At 51.8% G+C, this 25,258-nt stretch carries 24 protein-coding genes; 19 read left to right on the top strand and 5 right to left on the bottom strand.

The features are described from left to right. Positions 1-27 precede the first annotated feature (27 nt). Together QLH52_RS09340 and QLH52_RS09335 are read right to left on the bottom strand one after the other, a co-directional pair. Positions 28-858 (bottom strand): HDOD domain-containing protein, encoded by an 831-nt coding sequence (locus tag QLH52_RS09340; protein ID WP_033158088.1) that lies wholly within the window; start codon positions 856-858, stop codon positions 28-30. Positions 859-1,004: 146 nt separating this feature from the next. Next, positions 1,005-2,756 carry a methyl-accepting chemotaxis protein gene (locus QLH52_RS09335; RefSeq protein WP_033158087.1) on the bottom strand — a complete coding sequence of 584 codons (1,752 nt, stop codon included), beginning with the start codon at positions 2,754-2,756 and terminating at the stop codon, positions 1,005-1,007. 125 nt (positions 2,757-2,881) lie between these two features. Between QLH52_RS09335 and QLH52_RS09330 the strand changes: the two genes are divergently transcribed. From QLH52_RS09330 to QLH52_RS09270, 13 genes are all read left to right on the top strand, one after another. Continuing rightward, a complete protein-coding gene (locus QLH52_RS09330) occupies positions 2,882-3,364 on the top strand; it encodes a low molecular weight protein-tyrosine-phosphatase (RefSeq protein WP_319961356.1) in 483 nt (160 codons plus the stop codon). Positions 3,365-3,386: 22 nt separating this feature from the next. Beyond that, positions 3,387-4,106, top strand: coding sequence for a dienelactone hydrolase family protein (locus QLH52_RS09325; protein WP_319961355.1), 720 nt, complete (start codon positions 3,387-3,389; stop codon positions 4,104-4,106). Between the two features lie 126 nt (positions 4,107-4,232). After that, positions 4,233-6,848, top strand: a complete 2,616-nt coding sequence (gyrA, locus tag QLH52_RS09320; RefSeq protein ID WP_319961354.1) for a DNA gyrase subunit A — start codon at positions 4,233-4,235, stop codon at positions 6,846-6,848. 2 nt (positions 6,849-6,850) lie between these two features. Then, the gene (gene serC / locus QLH52_RS09315) at positions 6,851-7,930 is read left to right on the top strand and encodes a 3-phosphoserine/phosphohydroxythreonine transaminase (protein ID WP_319961352.1); all 1,080 of its coding nucleotides are present in this window, start codon (positions 6,851-6,853) and stop codon (positions 7,928-7,930) included. 10 nt (positions 7,931-7,940) lie between these two features. After that, positions 7,941-9,026, top strand: a complete 1,086-nt coding sequence (gene pheA, locus QLH52_RS09310; protein ID WP_319961351.1) for a prephenate dehydratase — start codon at positions 7,941-7,943, stop codon at positions 9,024-9,026. Positions 9,027-9,037: 11 nt separating this feature from the next. Then, positions 9,038-10,141 (top strand): histidinol-phosphate transaminase, encoded by a 1,104-nt coding sequence (gene hisC / locus QLH52_RS09305; protein ID WP_319961350.1) that lies wholly within the window; start codon positions 9,038-9,040, stop codon positions 10,139-10,141. Continuing rightward, a complete protein-coding gene (locus tag QLH52_RS09300; protein ID WP_319961349.1) occupies positions 10,134-11,009 on the top strand; it encodes a prephenate dehydrogenase in 876 nt (291 codons plus the stop codon). The genes hisC and QLH52_RS09300 overlap by 8 nt, the downstream gene beginning before the upstream one ends. 10 nt (positions 11,010-11,019) lie before the next feature. After that, positions 11,020-12,336, top strand: coding sequence for a 3-phosphoshikimate 1-carboxyvinyltransferase (gene aroA / locus QLH52_RS09295; RefSeq protein ID WP_319961348.1), 1,317 nt, complete (start codon positions 11,020-11,022; stop codon positions 12,334-12,336). Between the two features lies 1 nt (position 12,337). Beyond that, on the top strand, positions 12,338-13,000 hold the full coding sequence (gene cmk, locus QLH52_RS09290) for a (d)CMP kinase (protein WP_319961347.1): 663 nt from the start codon (positions 12,338-12,340) through the stop codon (positions 12,998-13,000). 90 nt (positions 13,001-13,090) lie between these two features. Further along, the gene (rpsA, locus tag QLH52_RS09285; RefSeq protein WP_033158077.1) at positions 13,091-14,752 is read left to right on the top strand and encodes a 30S ribosomal protein S1; all 1,662 of its coding nucleotides are present in this window, start codon (positions 13,091-13,093) and stop codon (positions 14,750-14,752) included. A gap of 66 nt (positions 14,753-14,818) precedes the next feature. Beyond that, entirely contained in the window at positions 14,819-15,124 is a 306-nt protein-coding gene (locus QLH52_RS09280; protein WP_084153381.1) for an integration host factor subunit beta, read from the top strand. A 166-nt stretch (positions 15,125-15,290) separates the two neighbouring features. Further along, entirely contained in the window at positions 15,291-16,250 is a 960-nt protein-coding gene (locus QLH52_RS09275) for an acetylxylan esterase (protein ID WP_319961346.1), read from the top strand. A 3-nt stretch (positions 16,251-16,253) separates the two neighbouring features. Then, on the top strand, positions 16,254-16,982 hold the full coding sequence (locus QLH52_RS09270; RefSeq protein WP_033158075.1) for an esterase family protein: 729 nt from the start codon (positions 16,254-16,256) through the stop codon (positions 16,980-16,982). Between the two features lie 34 nt (positions 16,983-17,016). On the opposite strand, the gene ftsH is transcribed toward QLH52_RS09270, so the two are convergent. The 3 genes from ftsH to purE all read right to left on the bottom strand — a co-directional run bounded on the left by ftsH (position 17,017) and on the right by purE (position 20,522). Next, positions 17,017-18,861, bottom strand: coding sequence for an ATP-dependent zinc metalloprotease FtsH (gene ftsH / locus QLH52_RS09265; RefSeq protein ID WP_319961343.1), 1,845 nt, complete (start codon positions 18,859-18,861; stop codon positions 17,017-17,019). 72 nt (positions 18,862-18,933) lie between these two features. Next, positions 18,934-20,028 (bottom strand): 5-(carboxyamino)imidazole ribonucleotide synthase, encoded by a 1,095-nt coding sequence (locus tag QLH52_RS09260; RefSeq protein WP_319961342.1) that lies wholly within the window; start codon positions 20,026-20,028, stop codon positions 18,934-18,936. Further along, a complete protein-coding gene (purE, locus tag QLH52_RS09255) occupies positions 20,025-20,522 on the bottom strand; it encodes a 5-(carboxyamino)imidazole ribonucleotide mutase (RefSeq protein ID WP_033158073.1) in 498 nt (165 codons plus the stop codon). Before purE ends, QLH52_RS09260 begins: the two co-directional genes overlap by 4 nt. Before the next feature lie 146 nt (positions 20,523-20,668). Here purE and ccmA point away from each other — a divergent pair, with 146 nt between their 5' ends. Genes ccmA through QLH52_RS09225 form a run of 6 tightly spaced genes read left to right on the top strand, consistent with a single transcriptional unit; the run spans position 20,669 to position 25,256 of the window. Continuing rightward, positions 20,669-21,301, top strand: a complete 633-nt coding sequence (ccmA, locus tag QLH52_RS09250; protein WP_319961341.1) for a cytochrome c biogenesis heme-transporting ATPase CcmA — start codon at positions 20,669-20,671, stop codon at positions 21,299-21,301. After that, a complete protein-coding gene (ccmB, locus tag QLH52_RS09245; RefSeq protein ID WP_101055526.1) occupies positions 21,292-21,966 on the top strand; it encodes a heme exporter protein CcmB in 675 nt (224 codons plus the stop codon). Before ccmA ends, ccmB begins: the two co-directional genes overlap by 10 nt. After that, positions 21,966-22,727: a heme ABC transporter permease gene (locus tag QLH52_RS09240; RefSeq protein WP_319961340.1), complete on the top strand. Its 762-nt coding sequence runs from the start codon at positions 21,966-21,968 to the stop codon at positions 22,725-22,727. The genes ccmB and QLH52_RS09240 overlap by 1 nt, the downstream gene beginning before the upstream one ends. After that, positions 22,724-22,891, top strand: a complete 168-nt coding sequence (ccmD, locus tag QLH52_RS09235; RefSeq protein WP_033158069.1) for a heme exporter protein CcmD — start codon at positions 22,724-22,726, stop codon at positions 22,889-22,891. The genes QLH52_RS09240 and ccmD overlap by 4 nt, the downstream gene beginning before the upstream one ends. Then, a complete protein-coding gene (gene ccmE, locus QLH52_RS09230; RefSeq protein WP_319961339.1) occupies positions 22,888-23,322 on the top strand; it encodes a cytochrome c maturation protein CcmE in 435 nt (144 codons plus the stop codon). The genes ccmD and ccmE overlap by 4 nt, the downstream gene beginning before the upstream one ends. Next, positions 23,319-25,256: a heme lyase CcmF/NrfE family subunit gene (locus QLH52_RS09225; protein ID WP_319961338.1), complete on the top strand. Its 1,938-nt coding sequence runs from the start codon at positions 23,319-23,321 to the stop codon at positions 25,254-25,256. Before ccmE ends, QLH52_RS09225 begins: the two co-directional genes overlap by 4 nt. Positions 25,257-25,258 lie beyond the last annotated feature (2 nt).

Below are 25,258 nucleotides of genomic sequence, written 5' to 3'. Positions count from 1 at the left end.
CTGAACGATTATTGAAAATTATGTTTCTTAATCCAGAAGGCCGTCGAGCTCAGATTTAGCCGCTAGAACATCCGGCAATTTTTCCTTAAGAAGTTGGTCCGATAGGCCTAAAAGTGCGGTGACTTGATTGGGTAGCGAAGCCAAAATTTGATTTTCATCCAAACCCTGATCCTGGCAGTCGCTGATTGTATGGGCGAGGAAAACTGCGCAAGCTAATTTGTTGGGCGTGTCCGCGGCTAAAGGTTCCGCCGATTGTTCGATGGTTTCGACCAATTCGTCAGCAAATTTCCAGCGACGGCAAAGCTCCGCGCAGACCGCCGGGCTGGTATAGCCCAAGCGCCTTTTTTCAATTTCCAATCTGACGTTGCCGTTTTTCACATGCTGATCTATTTCGTTGGCTTCACGGGGACTGCCAATGTGAATGAGCAGGTTGCCCAGATTGCTGATTAGCCCGGCAGTATAGGCGATGTCGGCTGCCAGGCCCGCTTGGGCTGCGAACCATCTTGCATAACCTGCTGTGCGAAAACTATTCCGCCAGCTTTGTTTGACATCGAAATTATCCAATTGCGGTACTACACCGACAATCCCGGATGCGATCACCAAGGTTTTCAGCTGGTTCATGCCCAGCAAGGTGATGGCTTCATCTATAGAGCCAATTTTACGGGATAAACCAAAATGCGCGGAGTTGACCAAACGCAGGATTTTTAAAACAATCACCTGCTCTTTTTCCACGTTTTTGGCTATGTCGAGCATATCCGCGTTGGGATTGTTTAGCTGATTGATGAGGGATCTTACGACTTCGGGTACTTGCGGAATTTTGTGGATTTCATCGAACAGTTGGTTCATTTTTGTGGGCATGTCTTCATCCTTAAGCTACGAAACTGTAATTATTCTTAGTGAATTATAGCCAGCCTCGGCGAACAAACCGTACAAATTTAACATTGGATATGGTCCCGGCGCGCCCTGAATAATGGTTACGCCGGGCCAAACGGATAGCGGTTTAGCTAGGTCTTAAAGTTTCCAACCATGGAGCGTAACTGATTCGCCAGGTCGAGTAACTCGTGGCAGGCATCCGCCGTATTTTTTGCGCCAATCGAAGTCTCTTCGGATACCCGGCTGATATTGCTGATGTTGCGATTGATTTCCTCGGCAACTGCGGTTTGTTCCTCGGCCGCGCTGGCTATCTGATTATTCATATCGTTAATGGTATCGATACGTTCGCTGATAGTGGTTATCGAACCACCGGCGGATGCGGCTTGCTCTACGCTGGAGTTGGCGCGGCTTCTACCGTTTTCCATCACGGCCACGGCCTGTTTCGCGCGGTCCTGCAAGCGTTCGATGGTTTTTTGAATTTCCAAAGTGGAATTTTGGGTACGGCTGGCCAAGGTTCTGACTTCATCCGCTACTACCGCAAAGCCTCGACCTTGCTCACCAGCCCTGGCGGCTTCTATGGCGGCGTTCAGTGCCAGCAAATTGGTTTGCTCGGCAATACCTTGAATCACGCCTAATACCTCGCCAATACTGTTACTGTCGTTTTCCAGTTCGTGTATCACATTGGCGGCGTTTTCCACTTCAGACGCCAAGCTGTTGATGCCATGTACCGCATCTTTCACGATGTTTTTGCCTGACGACGCTTCACGGTCGGCGATTTCGGCGGCTTCCGATGCTCTAACGGCATTTTTGGCGACTTCTTGCACCGTCGATGTCATTTGCTTCATGGCATTAGCCACCAACGTGGTTTCGTGCAATTGCCGCTCGACACCGGCTTGAGTCGATTGGGTGATATTCGCAAGCTTGTGGGAAGAGCTGGCTAGTTTTTCGCTGGTGGAGCTGATCTGGTCGATGGTTTTGGCTATTTTACGCACGAAGGTATTAAAACTCGATGCAATCCAGGCAAATTCCGACTTGCCGCTCGCATCCAGGCGAGCCCGCAGGTCGCCTTCGCCACTACCGATGTCCTGCAGTTTCAAAGCCAATGCTGTCAGCGGACCGATGATGATTTTGCTCATCGTGAAGTAGCCGGTAAAACCAATGATGATCAATGTTATGCATAAGAAGCCGATAGCATAGAAGGTATTATTCTTCAGCTCGGCTAGCGCCACACTGAATGGGGTGACGATCTCAAATGCACCATGCAAGTCGCCGGCGTGGCGATTTTCCATCGGATACCCCAGTAAATCTTGGCCCTTTTCGTTATTCCAGAGACTTTGCGACGTCTTGGGGTCGCCATGGCACAATTCGCATTGTTTGACTAATTTGACCGGGCGTAAATAGCGGACTTCCTGTTTTTCTTCGTCTACGTAGCTGAAGTCTTGGGCGGACGGGTTGCTTCTGAAAAACTCCAGCGCTTGACGCTCGATGTCATCCGCTGCGTTCCGGGGGTTTCGGGGGTTAAGAGACGGTGCTTTGAAACGAAAGCCGTGCTCTTTGGCTTCTGCTTCGATGACATCCCAGGCATTGGCCGTCGGTACGGTGGCGATTACCAGTTCTCTGGCTTTAGAGCTACCTTTTTGTTCGACCAATTGCATGAGTTGCTCAGGCGTGTAGATGCCGGCTTCCCATTTTTTTACGACATTGTCGCGGATTGATTCGGACAAAGTGAGTAGTTGCCGCGAGGCTTTGATTTCCCGGTCAATCAGCTTTTGTTTCTCAAAGCTTGAGTAAACAACCAAAATGGCTATGCCTAAAAGTGTTAGCACCGACATGGTGATAGAAACCACCTTTACCCCTACAGAATGCCAGTTCATCATCAACATCCGAAACTCCCCTAAAATACGCTTTAAATTTCTTGTATTAACTGTCTTTCCAGTACCGCCCTGAAGACATGCCAACCGAGTATAGCTTACAATTTAGCGTCAACTATTCTAAAAACTTAACAACTATGCGGAAAATCAAGGTTTTGTTTGTGTGTATGGGTAACATCTGTAGATCGCCCACCGCGGAAGGCGTTTTCTCTCATTTAGTGTCTACAAGAAATCTGGCGGAGCGCTTTCAAATAGACTCTGCGGGTACTCATGCCTACCATGTTGGCGATGCGCCCGATTTGCGCGCGCAAAAAGCCGCTCGCGACAGAGGGGTTGAATTGAAACATCTGCGGGCGCGCAAAGTTGTGTCCGCAGATTTCGAAGCGTTCGATCACATTCTGGTCATGGACGACGAAAATCACGCCGTACTAAAAGAAGCCTGTCCGATTGATTTGAGTCATAAAATTCGCCATTTTCTCGATTATGCGCCGCACTTGAATCAACGCGAAGTGCCAGACCCTTACTACGGTGGTAGTTATGGTTTTGAGCGGGTGCTGGATATGGTCGAAGAGGCATCGGCGGGATTTTTGCAGGCATTACAACAAGCGGGCGAGCTGTAATTAACGGGGTAGGAAAAAGCTCATGGCGATAATCTCGAATACGGTCAGTTACCTGGATCGCGACACGGTGCTGGAAGGTTTTTTTGCTTACGACGATGCGATTGTCGGTCAGAGACCGGTGGTGTTGATCCATCATGCTTGGGGTGGGCGAGACCAGTTTGTGGCTGACAAGGCCTTCAAGTTGGCGGAATTGGGTTACTTGGCGTTCGCTACCGATATGTACGGCAAAGGCGTCCTAGGCAAGACGCCGGAACAAAACGCCAAATTGATGCAACCCTTCATACAAGATAGGGCGAAATTGCAACAGCGCTTACAGGCAGCGCTATCCACAGTCAAGCTGATGCCTTGGGCCGACAACGCCAGGATTGCGGCGATAGGCTTTTGTTTTGGTGGTTTATGCGCGCTGGATTTGGCCCGGACCGGTGTGGATATGCGTGGAGTAGTGTCATTTCATGGCTTGCTCGGTGCGCCTGAAAATATCCCGAACCCCCAAATTAAGGCTAAGGTAATGGTGTTGCATGGCTATGACGACCCTATGGCCTCCGTTGAGCAAGTACTTGCCTTGCAAGACGAATTAACCAAGGCTGGTGCGGACTGGCAGTTGCATAGTTACGGGCATACGATGCACGCCTTTACCAACCCGGTGGCTAATAATCCTGATTTTGGTACCGTTTATCAGCCGGTTGCTGATCGCCGGTCTTGGCAGGCGATGCAAAACTTTTTGAGCGAGATTTTTGCCTGACGGCAGAGGGTGGCGTTTGCTATAATCGACTGCTTTATAAACCTGTTAGCCATGCTTAAATGGAATTGATGCTTCAGGCTAACCCGTCGATCGATAAGCTTTCGACTGCACTGGAACCACGGACCCATGTCAGACTTCGCTAAAGAAATTATCCCCGTCAATCTCGAAGACGAGATGAAACAATCCTACCTCGATTACGCCATGAGCGTCATCGTCGGCAGGGCACTTCCCGATGTCAGAGACGGCCTCAAGCCGGTGCACCGTCGCGTCCTTTACGCGATGAACGAGCTCGGAAACGACTGGAACAAACCTTATAAAAAGTCGGCGCGTATCGTCGGTGACGTGATCGGTAAATACCATCCGCATGGTGATACAGCGGTTTACGACACCATGGTGCGGATGGCGCAGCCGTTTTCCTTGCGCTACATGTTAATCGATGGTCAAGGCAACTTCGGTTCGGTGGACGGTGATTCGCCGGCGGCGATGCGGTATACCGAAGTGCGAATGGCGAAAATCGCCCATGAATTACTCGCGGACCTGGATAAGGAAACCGTGGACTTCGTTGCCAACTACGACGAATCGGAATCCGAACCCACGGTGATGCCGACTCGGGTGCCTACTCTGTTAGTCAATGGCTCTGCCGGCATCGCGGTCGGTATGGCCACTAATATTCCTCCACATAATCTGGGTGAGATTATCAGCGCCTGCCTGGCCTTGATCGAAAACCCCGATCTGACGATTCCCGAATTAATGCAAATCGTGCCGGGACCTGATTTTCCGACCGCCGGCATTATTAATGGCGCCTCCGGTATTTTTGAAGCGTATGCCACCGGTCGTGGCCGGATTTACCTGCGTGGCCGCAGCCATTTTGAAGACATTGGCGATAGTGGTCGCCAAGCCATCATCACCACTGAATTACCGTATCAGGTCAACAAAGCCCGTTTGCTGGAAAAAATCGCCGAATTAGTTAAAGAGGGCAAACTGGATGGTATTTCGGGTCTGCGCGATGAGTCTGATAAGGATGGCATGCGCATGGTCATCGAATTGCGCCGCGGCGAGGTGCCGGACGTGGTGCTAAATAATCTGTACAAACAAACCCAAATGCAGACCGTATTTGGTATCAATATGGTGGCGCTGTACGATGGTCGGCCGCATTTGATGGGGTTGAAAGACATTCTGGCGGCATTTGTCGATCACCGTCGCGAGATCGTTACCCGCAGAACCATTTATAACCTGCGCAAGGCGCGAGAAAGGGCGCATATCCTCGAAGGTTTGGCGGTTGCATTGGCTAATATCGACGAGATGATTGAGCTGATCAAATCCTCGCCCAGCCCGCAAGAAGCCAAAGTCGGCCTGCTAGCGCACACCTGGAATGCCGGTTTGGTTGCGGCCTTGCTGGATAGAGCCGATGCGGATCGTTCGCGGCCGGACGATTTGTCTATCGAATTTGGCTTGGTAGACGGCTCTTACCGCTTATCCGAAAATCAGGCGCAGGCTATTTTGGATTTGCGTCTGCATCGTTTGACAGGCTTGGAACAAGAAAAAATCGTCAACGAATACAAGCAGCTGCTGGAGTTGATAGACGAATATTTGCATATTTTGGGTAGCGATGTGCGCTTGATGGAAGTGATCCGCGAAGAGCTGGAAGAGATCAAAACTCAATACGGCGATGCCCGCCGCACCGAAATCGTCCAGGATTATTCCAATCTGTCCGCCGAGGATCTGATCACCGAAGAAGATATGGTGGTGACGATGTCGCACGAGGGTTACGTGAAAACCCAGCCGCTCAGCGATTATAAAGCCCAGCGCCGCGGTGGCCGTGGTAAGTCGGCGACTGCAACGAAGGAAAACGATTTCGTCGAAAAACTGATCATCGCCAATACCCACGACACGATTCTGTGCTTCTCGTCCGCGGGTAAAGTCTATTGGTTGCGGGTGTTTAATCTGCCGGTCGCCAGCCGGGCATCGCGCGGCAAGCCGTTTGTAAATCTGTTGCCGCTGGAAGAAGGCGAGAAGATCAATGCGATGTTGCCGGTCCGTGAGTACAGTGCGGATAAATACATTTTCATGGCCACATCATCGGGTACCGTGAAAAAAACCCCGTTGCCCGAGTTCGAACGCCAGCGCAGTAACGGCAAAATCGCTATCGATCTAAACGAAAACGACACTTTAGTGGGCGTGGCGATTACCGACGGGCAGCAAAACGTGTTGTTGTTCAGCAGTGATGGCAAGGCCGTGTGCTTCAACGAAACCGATGTGCGCTCCATGGGCAGGACCGCTACCGGCGTACGCGGTATCCGTCTGCAGGAAGGCCAAAAAGTCATATCCTTAATCATCGCCAGCGAAGGCACGGTGTTGAATATCACCGAAAACGGTTACGGCAAACGCACTAAGCTGGAAGAGTTTACCCAGCATAGACGCGGCGGCCAGGGCTTAATCGCGATTCAAACCTCCGAGAGGAATGGTGCGGTAGTCGGCGCGGTATTGGTTAACGATACTGACGAGATCATGTTGATCACTGACGGCGGTACGCTGGTGCGGACACGGGTTAAGGAAATTTCCATCGTCGGCAGAAATACTCAAGGTGTTACCGTCATTCGTCTGGATAAGGGCGAAAGAGTCGTTGGTGTTGATCGTATCGATGGTCTGGGCGATGAAGACGATGTGGACGGCGATATTGACGAAAACGATGTTGATGTGGTGGAAACCGACAGCGCCGAACAAGGCGGAGAAGAGGAGTAACGATGGCAAGGATTTATAACTTTAGCGCCGGTCCGTCCATGTTGCCGGAATCGGTACTGCTGCAAGCTCAACAAGAGATGTTGAATTGGCAAGATAGCGGCATGTCGGTGATGGAAATGAGCCACCGCGGCAAACATTTCATGGCCATCGCCGAAGCGATGAAAAATGATTTGATAGAACTGCTCGGTATTCCTGCTAATTACAAAGTGCTGTTCCTGCAAGGCGGTGCCAGCGCGCAGTTCGCGCTGATTCCGCAGAATATTCTCAACGGCAAAACCAAGGCCAGTTACGTGAACACCGGCGCCTGGTCTACCAGTGCCATCAAAGAAGCCGGTAAATATTGCGAAGTACAGCTCGCTGCCACCTCGGAAGCCGAAAAATTTATTACTATTCCAGCGTTCGATACCTGGAATATCGATAAAGACGCCGCTTATCTGCACTACACCTCCAACGAAACCATTCACGGCGTGGAATTTTCCGAAGTTCCCGACGCGGGGGATTTGCCCTTGGTGTGCGATATGTCTTCGAACATTTTGTCGCGTCCGGTCGATGTCAGCCGCTACGGCATTATTTACGCCGGTACACAAAAAAACATGGGGCCATCCGGCGTGACCGTGGTCATCGTTCGTGACGATTTGGTCGGCTTGGCACCAAAAACCGTGCCGGCGGTTTTTGATTATCAGCAGCAAGCAAAAACCGATTCGATGTTAAACACACCGGCTACCTATAACTGGTATTTGCTTGGTCTAGTGTTGCAATGGCTGAAACAGCAAGGCGGTATCGCGGCCATTGAGCAGCATAATATTCGTAAAGCCGGCAAGCTTTACCAAGCTATCGATGAATCCAGCCTTTACAGCAATCCGGTGGTGAAAGACTACCGCTCCCGAATGAACGTGCCTTTCGTGTTGGCTGATGCGGCTCTGGATAAAGAGTTTTTGGTGTTGGCCGAGAAAAACGGCCTCAGTACGCTGGCTGGTCACCGTTCCGTCGGTGGCATGCGCGCCAGTATTTACAATGCTATGCCGGAAGCTGGGGTCGATGCCTTGATCGATTTCATGGCCGAGTTCGAACGTACTCACTAAGCAATCCAAAATGACGGCGATTATTCCTTTATCGGAGCTGCGCGAACGTATCGACGCGATTGATCAGCAAATATTGCAGTTGATCAATCGGCGGGCGGAGTGCGCTATTGAAGTAGCCAGAACCAAAATGGCCGAAGGCGAAACCGGTAGTTTTTACCGTGCTGATCGCGAAGCTCAGGTGTTGCGCAAAATCAAGGAGCTGAACCCTGGTCCTTTGAGTGACGATGCTTCGGTGCATTTGTTCCGGGAGTTGATGTCGGCTTGTTTGGCTTTGGAAAAACCCTTGGAAGTGGCGTTTTTGGGGCCGGTTGGCACCTTTACCCAGCAAGCAACCTTCAAGCATTTCGGTCACGCCGTGAAGGGCATTCCGGTGGCGACAATACCGGAGATTTTTTTGGCGGTGGAAACCGGTCATTGTCAATTCGGTGTGGTGCCTGTGGAAAATTCCACCGAAGGCGTAATTGCGCATACGCTGGACCGTTTTATGACCACGTCCTTGCAAATTTGCGGCGAAGTCGAAATTCGGGTGCATCAAAATCTGCTCGGCAAAATGGATACGTTGGCGGCGATTAACGAGGTCTATTCCCATCAGCAATCCTTGGCGCAGTGTCGGCAATGGTTGAATACTTATTTGCCGGGCGTGCCATGCACGGCGGTGAGCAGTAATGCCGAAGCGGCCAGACTAGCGTCTTTGGACCACAATAAAGCCGCGATAGCCGGTCTGATGGCCGCCGAATTGTATGAGTTGAACATCATCGAGCAACACATTGAGGATGAATCCAATAATACCACGCGCTTTATCGTCATCGGCAAACAGCAACCGGCATCCACCGGGCTCGATAAAACCTCCATTTTGGTGTCCACCGGCAATCAAGCCGGCGCCTTGCATAAGATTTTGGGGCCGTTTGCCGAATACGGCATCAGCATGGCGCATATCGAGTCCAGGCCATCGCGGCAGGGCTTGTGGGAATACGTGTTTTTTATCGATATCGATGGTCATCGCGACGATCCCGATGTCGCTAAGGCGCTGGAAACCCTGCAAAACAACGTCAAAATGTTGAAAATCCTCGGCTCTTATCCAAAAGCCGTCATTTAATCTTTAATTCGATGAACAAATTTGTAGAACTTGCTACTGCCGGCGTTCAACAGCTGGTGCCTTATGTGCCCGGTAAACCGGTGGATGAATTGCAGCGCGAGCTGGGTATCGCAGAAGTCATCAAGCTGGCTTCTAACGAAAATCCATTGGGCACCGGCACCAAAGTCGCGGCGGCCATTCAAGCAATCTTGCCCGAATTAACCCGCTACCCCGACGGTAGCGGTTTTACATTGAAAGCCGAATTGTCGGCCAAATTAAATGTAGCACCCGAGCAAATTACCCTGGGTAACGGTTCCAGTGAGATTCTGGAATTGGTGATGCGGACTTTTGTTACGCCGGAACTGGAAGTAGTGTTTTCCCAGCACGCATTCGCGTTATATCCGATTCTGACGCAAGCCGTCGGCGCCAAAGCCAAAGTGGTGCCGGCTAAAAATTACGGGCATGATTTGGCGGCAATGCGGGCGCAAGTTGGTCCAAAAACCCGAGTCGTGTTTATCGCCAATCCCAACAATCCGACCGGTACTTTGCTGAATAAAAACGAACTGGAGAGCTTTATCGCTGATTTGCCAGCCCATGTGCTGTGCGTCTTAGACGAGGCTTATTACGAGTTTGTCGATCCTGCCGTGCGAACCGAATCGTTGGCTTGGCCGAATCGTTATCCGAATCTGATTATTGCCCGCACGTTCTCCAAGGCCTACGGCTTGGCGGGCTTGCGCATCGGTTACGGGATTTCCTCGCCGGATATCGCCGATTTGTTGAACCGGGTGCGTCAGCCTTTCAATTGCAGCATGCTGGCTTTGGCCGCTGCGGAAGCCGCGCTGGGGGACACAGATTACCTGAATCAGACCGTGGCTCTTAACAACGCCGGTATGACGCAACTGACTGATGTTTTTAAGGAATTGGATTTACCCTGGATTCCCTCGTCCGGCAATTTCGTTTCCGTGGATGTGAAACAACCGGCTTTGCCGATTTACGAGGCCTTGCTGCGCAAGGGTGTGATCGTAAGGCCGGTTGCCAATTACGAAATGCCTAACCACCTGCGTGTCAGTATCGGCACGGAACGTGAAAACGCCATATTCATAAAAGCGTTGCGCGAGGTGCTGAGCGGTGTTTAACCGCCTGTGTATCATCGGCATCGGTTTGATCGGCGGTTCTATTGCCAGGGCCGCGCGCGCCCAAGGCTTATGTCGTGAAGTCGTTGCCTACGGCCGGGAGAAAAATCTGCCGAATATGCAATTGGCGAAGCAACTCGGTGTCATCGACCAGTTTTACACCGACATAGCTGCGGCATTGCAAAATACCGATTGCGTAATCGTCGCCACGCCGGTCGGTAGCATGAAGGCTATTTTCGAACAAATTAAACCGCACTGGAACTCGAATGCTATTTACAGCGATGCCGGCAGCACCAAGGGCAGCGTGGTTTCCGCATTGGCGGAAGTTTTCGGTACCGTACCCAGCAATTTTGTGCCTGCGCACCCGATTGCCGGCGCCGAGCGCAGCGGTGTGGATGCTTCGACCGTCGATTTGTTTGTCAATCGCCGCCTGATCCTGACGCCGCTAGAAAGCACCGATAAGCTGGCGCTGGCGAAAATCCATGCATTTTGGGAAAAGATCGGCTCCAGCGTTTCGGTGATGTCGGTAGAGCATCACGACACCGTATTAGCCGCCACCAGCCATTTGCCGCATATTTTGGCTTTCGCCTTGGTCGGTTTATTGGGGCGCAAGGACGAACAGCGCGAGATATTCAAATATGCCGCCGGCGGTTTCAGGGATTTCAGTCGTATCGCCTCCAGCGATCCGACCATGTGGCAGGACATCTGTCTGGCCAATAAGCAGGAAATCGTGCCCTTGATTCGCCAGTTTCAAGCGGAATTAAGCAAAATAGAACAATTGCTGGTTGAGGATAAGTCTGCGCAATTGTTTGAAACCTTTACGTATGCCAGAAATGCCCGGCAGCGTTTTCTCGATCAACAAGAAGACTAAGAAGATTAACATGTCAAAAACCATTACTTTTCAAGTACAGCCGGGCGGCAGTTTGCGCGGCGAAATCCGTGTGCCGGGCGATAAGTCCATGTCGCACCGTTCGATTATGCTGGGTTCACTGGCGGAAGGTGTCACCCACGTCACCGGTTTTTTAAACGCGGAAGATGCCATTTCTACCTTGGAAGCTTTCCGGGCTATGGGTGTAAAAATCGAAGGGCCGGTCAATGGCGAAGTGACGATACACGGCGTTGGCAAGCACGGTTTGCAAGCGCCGGAGAAACCTTTGTATTTGGGCAACTCCGGTACTTCGATGCGTTTGCTTTCGGGTTTGCTGGCCGGGCAACCATTCGATACTGTTTTAACTGGCGATAAATCGCTGGAATCCCGGCCGATGAAACGGGTGACCGCACCTTTGGCGCTGATGGGCGCCGAGATTGTTACCCAGGAAAATGGCACCGCGCCGCTGCATATCAAAGGCAAAGCCGGCAAATTACAAGGCATTCACTATGATATGCCCATCGCCAGCGCTCAGGTCAAATCCTGTTTGTTGTTGGCGGGTATGTATGCTGAAGGCGAAACCAGTGTGACCGAGCCAGCACCGACCCGGGATCATACCGAGCGGATGTTGAACGGCTTTGGTTATCCAGTGCAACGCGAAGGCAGCACCGCTCGTATTACCAATCAAGGCAAATTGACTGCCGCCCGCATTGATGTGCCTAGCGATATTTCCTCGGCGGCGTTCTTTCTGGTCGGTGCCAGTATTGCTCCTGATTCGGATGTGACCTTGCGTCACGTCGGCATCAATCCGACTCGTACCGGCGTGATCGATATTTTGCGCCTGATGGGGGCGAATATCGAAGTATTGAACGAGAGAGAAGTCGGCGGTGAACCCGTAGCCGATTTGCATGTGCGTTCGGCACAGTTGAAAGGCATCAACATCCCCGAGCATTTGGTGCCGCTGGCAATCGACGAGTTTCCGGTGTTATTTGTGGCTGCAGCTTGTGCGGAAGGTCAAACCGTATTGACTGGCGCCGAAGAATTACGAGTCAAGGAATCCGACCGGATTCAAGTGATGGCTGACGGTTTGCAAATTCTCGGTGTCGATGCGCAGCCAACCAAAGATGGTATGCTGATTAACGGCGGCGGTCACATTGGCACTGGGGAAGTGGAATCGCATGGCGATCACCGTATCGCGATGTCGTTTTCGATTGCCGGTTTGCGCGCCAACGGCCCGATCACGATCAGGGATTGTGCGAACGTGAATACATCATTTCCGGAATTCCGCGATTTGGCCACCAAACTGGGTTTGGCATTAACGAGTTTTTAAGATGCAAGTACCCGTATTGACGATAGATGGTCCCAGTGGCGCAGGTAAAGGCACGGTCAGCCGCGCCGTCGCGAAAATTTTGGGTTGGAATTATCTGGATAGCGGCTCGATTTATCGCTCGTTAGCTGTTTCGGTTTTAAAATCGGGTCTTGAGTTATCGGACGTAACCGCTATTTGCCGAGTCGCTGAAGCCATGTCGTTAGAATTCGATTGCGGCGACGAGTTGATCGTTAAGCTTGATGGCATCGACATTACCAGTCAATTGGGCACCGAAACCACCGGCAATACTGCGTCCGTGATTGCCGCGTATCCGGAAGTAAGGGCAGTGTTATTGCAAAAACAAAAGGATTTTCAAAGACTTCCAGGCTTGGTCGCGGACGGCCGCGATATGGGTAGCGTGGTGTTTCAAGATGCCAAAATCAAGGTTTATTTAACCGCCAGTGCGGAGGAAAGGGCGCTTAGGCGATATAAACAGTTGATTGAAAAGGGGATTGATGCTAACCTTCCCCAAATCACTCGGGAAATAGAAGAACGCGATTTTCGCGATCAGCAGCGAGCTACGGCTCCGCTCACCGTGCCGGAAGGTGCGCATTACATCGATTCATCCAGTTTGACTATTCAGCAAGTGATTGATCAGGTGGTAAATTTAGTCAATTCAGACTAGTGGTGGTTACCGAATTGTTATCGGTGGCTTTATTTTAATTTCAGAGAAGAGAAAGCTTGCTTGAGTCTTAGCAAGTTTGGGAAAGTAGAGATGGGCGAAAGCTTTGCAGAGTTGTTTGAAGAGAGTTATGCCAAGACGGAAATGCGTCCTGGCGCAATGCTAATTGGTACCGTTGTTGATATCGAAAACGAATTTGTTATCGTCAGCACGCAAGCCAAATCAGAAGGTGTCATTCCGAAATGGCAGTTCCTGAACGCCGACGGCGACCTAGAGGTCAATGTAGGTGACGAAATTGAGGTTGCTCTCGATTTATTCGAAGATGGCCTGGGCGCCACTCTTCTTTCCCGTGATAAAGCCAAGAAAAGTAAAGCTTGGGCGGAACTGGAAAAAGCCTTTGAAACACAAGAAACCATCGTCGGCCGTATCAATGGCAAAGTACGTGGCGGTTTCACTGTGGCAGTCGGTGCATTGCGCGCCTTCTTGCCAGGCTCTCTGGTAGACGTTCGTCCTATCCGCGATACTGCTTTCCTGGAAAATCGCGATCTGGAATTTAAAGTCATCAAAATCGACCAAAAACGTAACAACGTGGTGTTGTCGCGTCGTGCGGTCGTCGAAAGCGAATACAGCGCAGAGCGCGAAGAGTTGGTTAAAACGCTGCAAGACGGCGCGATCGTTACCGGTATCGTTAAAAACCTCACCGATTACGGTGCGTTTATCGATCTGGGCGGCGTCGACGGTCTGCTGCACATCACAGACATGGCATGGCGTCGCGTGCGTCATCCATCCGAGTGCGTAGAGATCGGTCAGGAAGTTAAAGTTAAAGTCCTGAAATTCGACAAAGACAAAACCCGCGTCTCGTTGGGCATGAAACAAATGGATGAAGATCCATGGCAAAACATCGCTCGTCGTTACCCAGCCGGCACTCGCGTGTTCGGTAAGGTCAACAACCTGACCGACTACGGCTGCTTCGTGGAAATCGAAGAAGGCGTGGAAGGTTTGGTGCACGTATCCGAAATGGACTGGACCAACAAAAATGTTAACCCATCAAAAGTTGTACAGCTGGGTGACGAAGTTGAAGTCATGGTTCTGGAAATCGACGAAGAACGTCGTCGTATTTCACTGGGCATGAAACAATGCCGTTCGAACCCATGGGATGAATTTGCCGCCACGCACAACAAAGGCGACAAAATCTCCGGCAAAATCAAATCAATTACCGATTTCGGTATCTTCATCGGTCTGGACGGTGGTATCGACGGTTTGGTTCACATGTCCGATATTTCCTGGAACGAGAACGACGAAGAAGCGATTCGCAATTACAAAAAAGGTGACGAAGTCGAAACCGTTATCTTGGCTGTTGATTCCGAGCGCGAACGTATCTCTTTGGGTATCAAACAACTCGAACAAGATCCTTTCCAAAACTACATTGCTGTGCATGAAAAAGGCAGCTTAGTTAAAGGCGTCATCAAGGAAATCGATGCTAAAGGTGCAGTGGTGACCTTGGCTGATAACGTCGAAGGTTACTTGCGCGCTTCCGAAATCCAACGTGACCGCGTCGAAGATGCGCGTACTTTGTTGAAAGAAGGCGAAGAAATCGAAGCTAAATTTGTCGGTGTTGACAAAAAGACTAAATCTATTTCTTTGTCTATCAAAGCGAAAGATGTCGAAGAAGAGTCCAACGCTATTAAAGATTACTCGTCACAAAATGCTGGCACAGCCACATTAGGCGATATCTTTAAACAAATGGACAAGTAGTAAAACCATCTCCAAGGGTGGCATGACTAGCTCATGCCACCCTTTTTTGATTATTCAGGGCTGGATGTGACGAAATCAGAATTGATAGAGATGCTGGCACGAAAACAGCCTCATCTCGCGCTTAAAGATGTTGAATTGGCAGTTAGATGCGTTGTTGATCACTTGAGCGATACGTTGGCAAGTGGCGATAGGATAGAAATTAGAGGTTTTGGCAGTTTTTCGTTACACCATCGTTCTGCACGACTGGGACGTAACCCCAAGACCGGCGATTCAGTGTCCTTAACAGAAAAGCATGTGCCGCATTTTAAACCGGGAAAGGAGTTACGGGATATGGTTGATGCTTCCAGGGAAAAATACAAAATCGTCGATTGACGATAGCTTGTAAACCAACAATAGCGACGCCCTCCCATGTTAGGGATGGTGTTGTACTTTAGATGATTTTCTAGTGGCGGCAGTGTCCGCCGCTTAAAATTTTGCCCCATTGCTAAATAGACCCTTAATACAGGATCTAGCTAGAATTTAATCAGGCCGGTAGCCCGTGAGCTTATTTGATCATTATTACAGCTATGATCCTGGCTATGGCTACAGTCTCGACGATCTGTTAAGTGTTCCCGCACCGCAAGAGCCTGCCGATTTCTGTCGGTTTTGGCAGGATAAATATCAAAAAGCCTTAACGGTCTCTCCGCAATTTTCTCTGAATTACCAATGCCAGCGCGCAGGCTACCGGGTTTATGACATTAGCTATCGGTCTACCGATGATTTTCAGATAGCCGGCTGGTTGCTTGAGCCGGATGCGCACCCCATTACTCAGAGCATAGTGGTCGGCCATGGATACGGCGGCAGAGAGCAACCCGACTTTCATCTAAACATACCGGGTGCCGCCTTGCTTTTTCCTTGTTTTCGCGGCATATCTCGCAGCCGCTGCGAGCGTTTGCCGGAACAACCCAATCAACATGTCGTGCAAGGCATTGATGATCCTAATCATTATGTAATCGGCGGGTGCGTAGAAGATCTATGGTTGGCTGTATCCGTTCTAGCCGAACGTTATCCAGCAATCGCGGACAAGATCGGCTACATGGGCATTAGCTTTGGTGGCGGAATCGGAGCGCTGGCCGCGCCCTGGGACGCCAGGATCAAGCGAGTTCACTTGAATGTGCCCACCTTCGGCAACCAACCTTTGCGTTTAAGCTTGCCTACCAGTGGCAGTGCCGCGGCTTTGAAAGCCTACAGTCAATCTCATCATAATGTGTTTGACACATTAGCCTATTATGATGCCGCTGTTTCGGCGCGTTATGCATTGCAACCCTTGCATGGTGCCGTCGCGCGATTCGATCCGGTCGTAGCGCCACCCGGACAATTTGCAATCTACAATGCTTGGGCCGGCGATAAACAGTTATTTATATTGGATGCGGGGCATTTTGATTATCCGCGCCAACATGATCAGGAGCGGCAGCTGATTGCGGAGCTGCAAAGTTTTTTCGGGGAATCGTCGCTTTAGATTATGAATCGCGAATATCATCACTGGTACAGCCCGCGCTTGGGTCGCGACATGGAGTTCCTGGTTTTCGGGCATGCCGGGGCCAAAGTGCTGATATTTCCTACTCGAGACGGCCGGTTTTACGAGTACGAGAACCTCGGCATTGTCGAACGGTTACGCAATAAAATTGAAGCGGGACACATACAACTGTACTGTGTTGACAGCATTGATCATGAAACTTTTTACTGCTTTTGGCGCAAGCCGAAAGACCGTATTCAGCGGCACATGTTTTTCGAAGACTACATACTGAACGAAATCATGCCGTTCATGGCCTTGAAAAATCCACACCCCTGCGTCATCGCGCACGGCTGTAGTTTAGGCGGTTATCATGCGGCCAATATTGCTTTCCGTCACCCGCATTTGTTCAGAAAATTAGTAGCCTTCTCCGGTCGTTTCGATTTGACGCTGGAAGTAGAGTGTTTCAAAAACCTGTTCGACGGCTACTATGACGATCATGTCTATTTCCACACGCCAACGCATTTTTTACCCAACCTGAATTGCCAAGCGCAATTAAAGCATTTGCAGCAAATGGAAATTACTTTGGTGATCGGTAAGGAAGATCCGTTTTTGCAGAACAATCACGAGTTAAGTCACATATTAGCGGCCAAGGGTATTCCCCATGCCTTATACGAATGGGAAGGGCGTGCGCATCAGGGCCACTACTGGCGCAGAATGGCCCCGCTGTATATCTGACAGACTCTATTTCTGCTTGGTGAAATAAAGCGCGCTACTGCTCTAGTGTGTTCCCAGCGTCGAAGGATTGTTTTGCATCAAGCGCCGGCGGTGCGATGGTTCGACCTTGCATCAATTCATCTATCTGATATTTATCCAATGTTTCCCAGTCTAATAGGGCTTGCGCCATATTATGCAGAATATCGATATTTTCCTTCAGCAGGGTTTCGGCTCTAAGATAATTATTGTCGACAATTAACCTGATCTCCCGATCAATCAAGCGCGCCATGTGTTCCGACATGGATTTGGCTTGCGGTCCCAAGTAGCTGCCTTCGTTATCGCCGTAGTCCAGCGGCCCCAGGTTGTCGGATAGCCCCCATTTGGTGACCATGTTACGGGCCAATTGGGTGGCGCGTTGGATGTCGTTGCTCGCGCCGGTAGTGACTTTATTCTTACCGTAAACCAGTGCTTCCGCGGCCCGACCGCCGAACAAACTGGAGATTTGGCCTTCCAGTTTGTCCTTGCTGGCGCTGTATTCATCGCGCTCCGGCAAAAACATGGTAATGCCGAGCGCGCCGCCGCGCGGCATGATACTGACTTTGTAAACCGGATCGTGCTCGGGTACCAAACGGCCGACGATGGCGTGGCCGGCTTCGTGGTAGGCGGTCATCAGCAGGTCTTCGCGGCTCATGATCATCGTCCGCTTTTCCGCGCCCATGATGGTTTTGTCGCGAGCCTTATCCAGGTCGTTCATCGTAATTTCCCGCTGATTGTTGCGGGCGGCGAACAATGCACCTTCGTTGATCAGATTAGCCAATTCGGCGCCGGAAAAGCCCGGTGTGCCGCGCGCCAAATCATTCAAATTGACGTCATCGGCCAAGGGTACTCGGCTGGAATGTACTCTGAGGATTTGTTCGCGGCCTTTGATGTCCGGCAGGCTCACCTGCACTTGCCTGTCGAATCGTCCGGGCCTTAATAAGGCTTTATCCAGCACATCAATGCGGTTGGTGGCGGCGATGACGATAATGCCTTCGTTGCCGCTAAAGCCGTCCATTTCCACTAATAATTGATTCAGCGTTTGTTCGCGTTCTTCCGTGCCGCCCATATTGCCGGGGCTGCGCTGCCGACCGACTGCGTCGATTTCGTCGATAAAAATGATGCACGGGGCCTGCTTTTTGGCTTGCACAAATAGATCGCGTACTCTGGATGCGCCAACGCCGACAAACATTTCCACGAAGTCAGAGCCGGAAATCGAGAAGAACGGCACACCGGCTTCCCCGGCAATCGCGCGGGCCAGCAAGGTTTTACCCGTGCCGGGAGGGCCGACCATCAGCACGCCTCTGGGGATTTTGCCGCCCAGGGCCTCGTATTTACCCGGTGCTTTTAGGAAATCGACCATTTCTGCGACGTCCTGCTTGGCCTCTTCGACGCCGGCAACATCGCTGAAACGGATTTTTACCTGATTCTCTGTCATCAACTTGGCGCGGCTTTTACCGAAATTGTTTTGCGCGCCGGCGCCTAGCAGTTGTTTGCGCATGAAATAAATCAATACGCCAATCAGCAAAAAGGTTGGCGCCCAGGAGTAAAACACCTGCATGAATGTCGATTGGGTTAACGGTCTTTGCACGATGATCTTCACACCGTTCTGCAATAGATCGTCTATCACCGTGATGTCACCAGGGCTATATGCGGTAAAACGTGTGCCGTCATGCCTCAGACCGTTGATGGCTCTGCCGTCGATCACCACTTCGGCTACCATTTTGCCGCGCACATCCTGGATGAAGTTGGAATAAGGAATATCGCCTTGCGATTTGTAGGTGGCAGGGGCAGGATTAAAAATGACAAATGCCGCGATGGCGATGCCGACCATTATCAACAATAAGAATAAAATTTTTTTCATGGTTGTGCTCTCTATGTTCTGCGGAGCGATTTTGGCTTGGGTGCCAAAACCGCCCGGATTCAAGCTAAGAGATCATGATTCGTCTACAGCCAGCGCTAAATTAGCCAAATGCTGTAAGGCCTCGCGATAGGCGGATTCCGCGTCGGCTCTGACCGTTGCATGCGCGACTTTTCGACCCTTGCGCGGCGTTTTATCGTACAGATGCAAATGCGCGTTGGGAATGTTTAACAGTGTCGCGTCGTCGGCCAGACCACCGATGAAGTTCACCATGCCCGCATAACCGCGCGGTTCCGTCGAGCCCAGCGGTAAATCCAGAATGGCCCGCAAGTGGTTTTCGAATTGGCTGGTTTCCGCGCCTTCTATGGTCCAATGTCCGGAGTTATGCACGCGCGGTGCGAATTCGTTGGCCAGCAATTCGCCGTTCAAGTCGAACAACTCCAGGGCAATGACGCCGACGTAATCCAGTTTTTCCAGCAACAGACTGACGTAATTTTCGGCAATCGCTTGTTCGGGGTCGTTAGCACAGCATTCGGCAACGCGCAAAATGCCACCGCGATGCTGATTTTCAGACAATGGATAGTAAGCGATTTCGCCGGATGGGCTGCGAGCGGCGATAATAGATACTTCGCGTTGAAACGGCACGAAACCTTCGACGATGGAGGCGGCGCCTTGCATGCTTTGCCAGGCGGATTCTAGTTCGTCGGCCGATTTTATAACCACTTGGCCCTTGCCGTCATAGCCCATGCGCCGGCTTTTCAGAATAGCCGGGTAGCCGATTTCAGGCATGGCTTGTTGCAAGTCTGCCAAGCTATTGATGGCCGCGAACGGTGCGGTGCGGATGCCTAAATCCTTGAAGAAATTCTTTTCCAGCAGACGGTCCTGAGCGACAGCCAATGCACCGGCGGGCGGGTAGACTGTGGTGTGACTGGACAGGAATTCGGCGACATGCGCCGGCACGTTTTCGAATTCGTAAGTGACGATGTCGGCTTTTTCGGCTAGTTGAGCCAACAAATCCGGATCGTCGTAAGCGCCTAACAGATGCTCGCTTAAACCGGCAGCACCGGCATTGGGATCGGGATCTAGGACGATAAATTTCAATCCCAGCGGATAACCGGCCAAGGCAATCATTCTGGCGAGCTGGCCGCCACCTAAAATGCCTATCTTCATCCCGCCACCTGTCTTGGGTCGGGGGTGGCGATCACGCTGTCGGTTTGTTGTTGCCGATAAGCATCCAGGGCGGGGCGGTATTGCGGATGTTTGTTGCTGATAATCGCGGCGGCCAGCAAAGCGGCATTGATAGCGCCAGCCTTGCCGATGGCCAAGGTGCCCACCGGAATGCCGGCCGGCATTTGCACTATTGATAATAGAGAATCCATGCCGTTCAAGGCTTTGGATTGCACAGGCACGCCCAGCACCGGCAATGCGGTTTTGGCGGCTGTCATGCCCGGCAAATGCGCGGCACCGCCGGCGCCGGCGATGATGACTTCCAAGCCTTTGCCTTCCGCGGTTTCCGCATACTGAAACAACTTGTCGGGGGTGCGATGGGCCGAAACCACTTCCACTTCATGCGGAATATCAAGATGCTCTAAGGTTTGCGCTGCATGTTGCATGGTTTCCCAATCGGACGTGGAACCCATGATGATGCCTATCAATGCGGTCATGCAAAATCTCCGGTATTTGCGATCAGTCGAAACAAGCCCGATTATCGCATAAATGGGGAGATTTTCTCTGTCGGCAAATTACTAACTCCGGCTGCCTTGATGATAAGATAGCGCCCCTCATAACAGATCAACCCCAGGACGGATGAATGGAAAGCTCGCAACACGCTTCGCTGCAAGCCAGTGAATTATCGTGTTTCCGCGATGAGCGCTTGTTGTTTTCCGATTTGAATTTCACGTTGCACGCCGGCGAGACCTTGCTGCTGGAAGGCGCCAACGGCAGCGGCAAGACTTCGTTGTTGCGCATTCTGTGTGGATTTAGGGAAGCCGATGCCGGCGAGATTTATTGGTGCGGCAGTAAAATTGCCGACAGCAGCTATTACGAAGACATGGCTTATGTGGGTCATGCCGATGGTACAAAAAAGGAATTGACGGTGCTGGAAAATTTGAAGTTTGCGCTGGCACTAGGTAGTGCAGGCAAATATGACATCGAGCAAGCTTTGGACAAGGTGCAACTGGCCGGTTTTGACGATAATCCGGTACATACCTTGTCGGCCGGCCAAAAGCGCCGGCTATCGCTGGCTCGGTTATTGATCACGCATAACTTGCTGTGGATACTCGACGAACCTTTTACCTCGCTGGATAGGCAAGGCATCAAATTGATAGAATCGCTGATGGCCGAGCACATCGAGCACGGTGGCATGGCGGTTTTGACCTCCCATCACGACCTGAGCATGGCCGATCTCAATCTGCAACGCATCCATCTGCAAGCATGCCAATAATCCAGGCTTTTTGGGCGATCATTCGCCGCGATTTGTTGCTGGCGTTTCGGCGCCGTGCCGAAATGGCCAATCCGCTGTTTTTTTTCGTGCTGGTAGTAACCTTGTTCCCGCTGGCGGTTGGCGCGCAACCCAATCTGCTGCGGGCGATGGCGCCGGGCGTGATTTGGGTGTCCGCTTTGTTGGCGGCCTTGTTGTCGCTGGATGGTTTGTTTCGTAGCGATTTCGAGGACGGTTCGCTGGAGCAAATGCTGCTCAGTCCGCATGCCTTATCGGTATTGGTGCTCGGTAAGATCATCGCCCACTGGCTGGTGACCGGTTTGCCTTTGTTATTGGTGGCGCCTCTGCTGGCGGTGTTTTTGGGATTACCGCAGCAAGCGATGGGAACTTTATGGCTGACATTGATCTTAGCTACTCCGCTGCTGAGCCTGATCGGCGCTATCGGCATGGCGTTGACGGTCGGTTTGCGCCGGGGCGGCATGTTGTTGTCCTTATTGGTATTGCCTTTGTATGTACCGGTGTTGATCTTTGCTAGTGGCGCTGTCGATAGGGCCGCCAGCGGCTTGCCGGTGGGCGCCCAACTATATATCTTATTGGCCATGTTGTTGTCGGCACTGGTATTGGTGCCGCTGCCGACAGCGGCCGCGTTAAAAATGAGTGTTAATTGATGTCTTGGATACCTGCGCCGGTTAGCCGGTTTTTTCACCGCACCTCGTCGCCGCCGCATTTTTATGCATTGGCGGATCGGTTCATTCCCTGGTTGACGATTATCTTTTTGATTTTGTTGGTTTCGGGCCTTTATCTGGGCTTGTATCGGGCTCCGACCGATTATCAGCAGGGCGACAGTTACCGGATCATTTATATCCATGTGCCGGCGGCCTGGATGTCCTTGTTCATTTACGTGCTGATGGCGGTGATGGGCGGGATTGCGCTGGTCTGGCGCATGAAACTGGCCGAAGTGATGTTGATCGCCAGCGCGCCGATCGGTGCCGGTTTTACCTTCGTGGCCTTGGTGACCGGCTCTTTGTGGGGCAAACCGATGTGGGGTACCTGGTGGGTTTGGGATGCGCGCTTGACCTTTGAGTTGATCCTGTTGTTTCAGTATCTGGGGGTGATCAGTTTGTACGGCGCCATCGAGGATAAACGCTCGGCGGCGCGGGCGGTGTCAATATTGGCGCTGGTGGGTGTCGTCAACGTACCCATCATTCATTATTCGGTGGAATGGTGGAACACACTGCATCAAGGCCCGACCGTCAGCAAGATGGATAAGCCCTCCATTCACCTCAGCATGCTGGTGCCGCTGTTGCTGATGGCAGTGGCCTTCAAATTTTATTATTTGGTCGCGGTATTGCAGGCCGCAAAACTGGAATTATTAAAGCGCGAAACCAGCTCGCAATGGGTGAAAGCGCTGCTGGAGAAACAAGCATGAGCTGGGAAAGCTTTTTATACATGGGCGGTTACGCCGTCTACGTCTGGCCGGCTTATGGCGTGACCGCGCTGGTATTGATCGTCAACATCGTTTGGCCGGTGCTGCAACGTAAGCAGTTACTGCGGCAACTCACCATTAAACAAAAACGCACGCAAGCACGATGAAACCGATACGAAAACAGCGTTTGATATTGATCGTTTTAATGTTGGCGGTGCTGGGATTGGCCGCAACTTTTGCGCTAAAAGCCTTTAACGAAAATCTGATGTATTTTTTCTCCACTAGCGATGTGGCGGCTGGTAAGGCGCCAGCTAGTTCGCAGTTTCGCTTGGGCGGGATGGTGGTGAAAGGCAGCGTGGAGCGGCCCAACGCCGATTTGTTGGTGCGCTTTAAACTCAGCGATTTCGAAAAGGAAGTGACGGTGGAATATTCGGGCATCTTGCCGGATTTGTTCAGGGAAGGGCAGGGCATCGTCGCCAAGGGGGCGCTGGATGGCCGCGGCGTGTTCGTGGCGGAAGAAGTGCTGGCTAAACACGATGAAAACTACATGCCGCCCGAAGTGGCCGGCAGCTTGAAAAAACCGGCGGCGCAACCATGATTCCTGAAATCGGCCATTTCGCCTTGATTTTGGCCTTGTGCATGGCAATTGTACAAGGCATTTTGCCTATTTTCGGCGCCGGAAAGTCTATTACCGGCTGGGTGCATGTCGCCAAGCCCGCCGCGTTCGGGCAATTGCTGTTCATGGGCCTTGCATACGGTTGTTTGACCGCCAGCTTCATCAGCCACGATTTCTCGGTGGCTTACGTCGCACAAAACTCCAATACCGCCTTGCCGCTGATCTACTTGATCTCCGGGGTGTGGGGCGCGCACGAAGGTTCCTTGTTGCTGTGGGCACTGACCTTGTCGATCTGGACCGCGCTGGTCGCGGCATTTAGCGCGCATATCCCCGATGCCACCCGCGCTAGAGTTTTGGGTGTAATGGGCTTGGTCAGCATCGGCTTTATCCTGTTTTTGTTGCTGACTTCCAACCCTTTCGCGCGCTTGTTTCCGTTTCCGGCCGAAGGCCGCGATTTAAATCCCTTGCTGCAAGATCCCGGTTTGGCGATCCATCCGCCGATGCTATACATGGGCTATGTCGGCTTCTCGGTAGCCTTCGCGTTTTCGATAGCCGCCTTGCTGGAAGGCCGCTTGGATGCGGCTTGGGCGCGCTGGTCGCGGCCCTGGACCAATATCGCCTGGATGTTTTTGACGCTGGGTATCACGCTGGGCAGTTGGTGGGCCTACTACGAATTGGGCTGGGGTGGCTGGTGGTTTTGGGATCCGGTCGAAAACGCCTCGTTCATGCCTTGGTTGGTCGGCACCGCCTTGATTCACTCTCTAGCCGCCACCGAAAAACGGGGCGTGTTCAAGACTTGGACAGTGTTGCTGGCGATTTTTGCGTTTTCCTTGAGTTTGCTCGGCACCTTTCTGGTCCGTTCCGGGGTGTTGACCTCGGTACATGCCTTCGCCAGCGATCCGGCCCGTGGCTTGTTCATCCTGATCTTTTTGGCCGTGGTGGTCGGTGGTTCGTTGCTGTTGTATGCGATTCGTGCGCCGCAAGTTAAAAGTCATGCCCGTTTCGAATTGGTGTCCAGGGAATCGGTATTACTGGTTAACAACGTGTTGCTGGTGGTCACCGCCGCCAGCATCTTGCTGGGTACTTTGTATCCCTTGGTAGTCGATGCCTTGGGGCTGGGGAAATTGTCGGTCGGCCCTCCGTATTTCAACGCCGTATTCATTCCGCTGATGGCGCCGTTGGCTTTGGTGGTTGGCCTGGGTGTGTTGATGCGCTGGAAAAGCGACGACCTGAAAGCTTTGGGCTTGCGGGTACGTTGGCTGATCGGCGGTAGCGTAGGTTTAGCGTTATTGACACCACTGCTGATGCCGTTTTATTCCTGGGGCGCGGCTTTGGGTACCGGCCTGGCTTTATGGACTTTGGCCATCACTGCTTTGGCGTTCAAACAACGCCTGCAAAGCTGGTCAATCGAGCGCCTGAAACAAATTCCAGCCGGTTTTTACGGCATGACCTTGGCGCATCTTGGCATCGCGGTGTTCGTGATCGGTATTACCTTTACCTCTGTATACAGCATCGAACGCGACGTGCGTTTGGCACCGGAAGAAACCCTGGATTTATTTGGATACGTATTCCAATTCCATGGCGTGAAAAGCACCGAAGGGCCGAATTACCGCGCCGAGCAAGGCTATCTGACTGTCAGTCATAACGGTGCCACTGTTGCTGAGTTATCGCCGCAAAAGCGGGTGTACCGGGTGCAAACCATGCCGATGACCGAAGCCGCTATCGACGCCGGTGTGTTCCGCGATCTATTCGTGGCCTTGGGTGAGCCTTTGGATAAACAAGGCGCCTGGAGCTTGCGGGTTTACTACAAAGCCTTCATTCGTTGGATCTGGATGGGCGGGGTGTTCATGGCCCTGGGTGGCCTGATTGCCGCCAGCGACCGCCGCTATCGTTTGCTTAACAAGCCTCTCGCGTAAAA

The sequence above is a fragment of the Methylomonas defluvii genome (assembly GCF_033949435.1).
Lineage (GTDB): Bacteria > Pseudomonadota > Gammaproteobacteria > Methylococcales > Methylomonadaceae > Methylomonas > Methylomonas defluvii.
The sequence above is the reverse complement of the archived record's forward strand: the minus strand, read 5'-3'. Positions and strand labels throughout refer to the sequence as shown.